Raw genomic sequence first — 3793 nt, forward strand, 5'->3', positions numbered from 1 at the left:
TGCAGAAACCCACCATGACGCGTATACGACGTCCCCCGGCTCTCCCGATCCGGATTGAACACCGCACCGAGATCCCAACCCCGATTCGTCGGGAAGGCCCCGATCGCGTCTCCGCCCTCGGCCACCAGACGCCAGAGGTCCTCTGGGGAGTTGACATCACCCGGGAATCGGCAGGCCATCGAGACGATCGCGATCGGATCGTGCTTGCCCGACTCGACTTCCTGGAGCCGCCGACGGGTCTCGCGCAGATCAGCGACGACCGACTTGAGGGAATCGATGAGCTTCCGGTCTTCCGACATCGGGGCGCACCTCCGAAGTGCTCCGATGCGAGCCGGGATCACAGATCTTTGAGGTGACCCAACTCGCTTTCGATGAGGCCGAGAATGTCCTCGGCACTAGCCGATTCGAGCATGTCGTCGACCGCGAATTCACTAGTTTCCGAGCCGGTGCCGCTCACCGTGGACAGCAACTGGCGGAGCCTGGTGGCGATGCCGTTCCGGGTGATCTCGTCGATCGCGTCGCCGGCGAGCGCGGTCTCGAACCGGTCGAGATCGGCCAGCAACGACGGCCCCGCCTCCTTGGCCTCCTCCGGAGCGATCGCATCGAGGAGATGCTCCGCAAGGACCGTAGGAGTGGGGTAGTCGAAGATGGCCGTGGACGGCAGGCGCAGCCCGGTGGCGGTGTTGAGCCGGTTGCGCAGTTCGATCGCGGTGAGGGAGTCGAAGCCCAGTTCGCGGAACTCGCGCCGGGCTTCCACCGCCGCGGGATCGGGATAGCCGAGCACGGCGGCGGCCTGCGCACGGACCAGGTCGACGAGTAGGCGGACCCGCTTGGGGCCAGTGAGCCCGGCCAGGCGCCGCGAGAGCGCCTCCGTCGTGCCGACACTCCCGGCGGCGGAAGCCGTACGGCGAGCGCCGCGCATGAGACCGCGCAGCAGCGGCGGGATCCGCTCTTGGGGCACGGACGGCGGGTTGAGCCGCACCGGCGCCACAAGCGGCAGATCCGAGCCGATCGCGGCATCGAAGAGCGCGAGCCCCTGCTCGGTGGTGATCGGCGGCATCCCGGCGGCGGTCATCCGCTGGATGTCCGCCTGGGACATGCCGCCAGTCATCCCGGTGGCCTGCTCCCACAGACCCCACGCCAGGGCCAGACCCGGCAACCCATCCGCGTGGCGCTGAGCCATCAACGCGTCCAGCCACGCGTTCGCCGCCGCGTAGTTGCCCTGCCCGGCGCTGCCCATCACCCCGGCCAGGGAAGAGAACGTCACGAAGGCGGCCAGGTCATGGTCTGCCGTGAGCTCGTGCAGGTGCCAGGCAGCATCCACCTTCGGCCGCAACACGGCGTCCAGCCGCTCGGGTGTCAGCGAGGCGATCGTCGCGTCGTCCAGTACACCGGCTGCGTGGATCACCGCAGTCAGCGGGTGGTTCACCGGGATCTGTGCCAGTAGGGCCGCCACTTGATCCCGCTCCGCGACATCGCAGGCGGCGATCGTCACGTCGGCGCCGTGGGCGATCAGCTCGGCCCGCAACTCCGCCGCACCCGGAGCATCAAGCCCGCGCCGACTGGTCAACACCAGATGACGCACCCCATGCTCGGCCACCACATGCCGGGCCACCTCGGCGCCCAGACCACCGGTGCCACCGGTGATCAACACCGTCCCGTCAGGATCCCACCGGCGCGGCATCGTCAACACGATCTTGCCGGTATGCCTGGCCTGACTCATGAACCGGAACGCCTCCCGACCCCGGCGCACATCCCACGCCGTCACCGGCAACGGCCGCAACTCCCCCGCCGCGAACAACCCCATCAGCTCGATGAGGATCTCCCGCAACCGCTCCGTGCCCGCGTCCAGGACGTCGAACCAGCGATAAGCCACCCCCGGAAGCTCATCACGGATGTCCAGCTTGCCCATCTCGACGAACCGCCCACCCGGACGCAGCAACCGCGCCGAGGCATCGACGAACTCCCCGGTCAACGAGTTCAAGACCACATCGATCCCCCGCTCCCGCCGGAACCTCTCCTCAAACTCCAGATCCCGCGAAGAAGCGATGTGATCATCCGGGATACCGAGCAAGCGCAACACATCCCACTTGGCCGGACTCGCCGTGGCGAACACCTCCACCCCCAACCGCTGCGCGAGCTGAATCGCCGCCATCCCCGCACCACCCGTACCGGCATGCACCAGCAACGACTCACCGGCCCTCAGATCGGCCAGATCCATCAACCCGTAGAACACGGTCAGGAACACCACCGGAATCGTCGCCGCCTCCTCGAACGACATCCCCTCCGGAATCTTCACCAGAACGCTGGAGCCGGCCACCACAACGGGCCCGAACCCCCCATCGACCAGCCCGACCACGCGGTCTCCGGGCTCCAGACCCTCGACCTCGGGGCCCACCTCCAGCACCACTCCGGCCGCTTCGCCGCCCATCAGCCCGACCTTGTCCTGGAACCAGCCCAGAGCATTGAGTCCATCCAGCAGATCCCGGAAATTCACCCCTGTCGCGTGGACGCCGATCCGGACCTGCCCAGCCGCCAACGGCGCAGCAGCCTGCGGGAACTCCACCAACTCCAGAGCATCCAAACTGCCCTTCGCCCGGCTCCCCAACCGCCACGGCACCCCAGACGGCGGCAACAACCCAGCCCCCGACACCAACCGCAACACCCGCACCTGCCCGTCGCGGACCGCCACCTGCGGCTCACCAGAAGCCAGCACCCCACCCAGCAGACCATCCCCCAGCTCAGCATCCACATCCAGCAACACGAACCGGCCCGGATTCTCCGACTGCGCCGACCGCACCAACCCCCACACCGCCGCAGCAGCCAGATCCGCGACGGACTCACCCTCACCGACCGCCACCGCACCCCGCGTCACGAACACCAACCGCGAACCTTCCAGCCGCTCATCGGCCAACCACTCCTGCAACAGAACGAGCACCGAAGCGGTCACCTCATGTGCATCGGTCACCGTGTCCATCCGCTGGCTCGCCACCCCGGCCAGCACGACACCGGGAACCGGCCCGGCCGAGGCCAGCGCTGACAGATCGGGATGAACCTCGATCGACCACGCCCCCACCAGATCTGGCGCCGACGTCGCCAGACCGGCCACCGTCACCTCCGCCGCAGGCAGGTCGGCGAGTGTGGCCCACTCCAGCCTGAACAGCCCGTCCCGCTCCCGCCCCGGAGCTGCTGGCTGACTCGGTGAGAACGGACGCAGCACCAGCGACCCCACCGACAACACCGGCTCCCCGGCAGCGTCCACCGCCGCCAGCGAAACCGACTCATCACCCGTTCTGGCCAGCCGTACTCGCAGCACCGACGCCCCACCCGCGTGCAGACACACGTCACTCCACGAGAACGGCAGCCGCCCACCCTCCACCGGCTCCAACCCGGCGAACGGAATCGCATGCAGCACCGCGTCGAGCAACGCCGGATGCATCCCGAACTGCCCCGCACCCGATGAAGCCAGCTCGACCTCGGCGAACACCTCGCCATCCCGGCCCAGCCAAGCCGACCGAAGCCCGCGGAACATCGGCCCATACTCGAATCCACCGGCGGCCAGATCCTCGTACAACCCCTCCAGTTCGATCGCCGTCGCTCCCGGTGGGGGCCACTGTGCCGACTCGAACGCCGCGGCCGAGGGAGTGCCGGTGGCCAGGACGCCGGTGGCGTGCCGCACCCAGGGCACCTCCTCACCGGCTTCCGCCGGTCTGGCATAAACGCCCAGATCACGACGACCCACCTCATCCGGCGCAGCCACCCACACCTGCACCACCACCGCATCCCGCTCACC

At 68.5% G+C, this 3793-nt stretch carries 2 protein-coding genes; both read right to left on the bottom strand.

Features of this window, described 5'->3' with window-relative positions; genetic code table 11:
• A partial coding sequence (locus tag ACWCSU_RS52660) for a beta-ketoacyl synthase N-terminal-like domain-containing protein (protein ID WP_449945196.1) occupies positions 1–299 on the bottom strand: 299 nt, incomplete at its 3' end.
• 38 nt (positions 300–337) lie between these two features.
• Entirely contained in the window at positions 338–3778 is a 3441-nt protein-coding gene (locus tag ACWCSU_RS52665; RefSeq protein WP_449945198.1) for an SDR family NAD(P)-dependent oxidoreductase, read from the bottom strand.
• Between the last annotated feature and the right edge of the window lie 15 nt (positions 3779–3793).

It is taken from the genome of Nonomuraea sp. NPDC001699, from assembly GCF_053596455.1.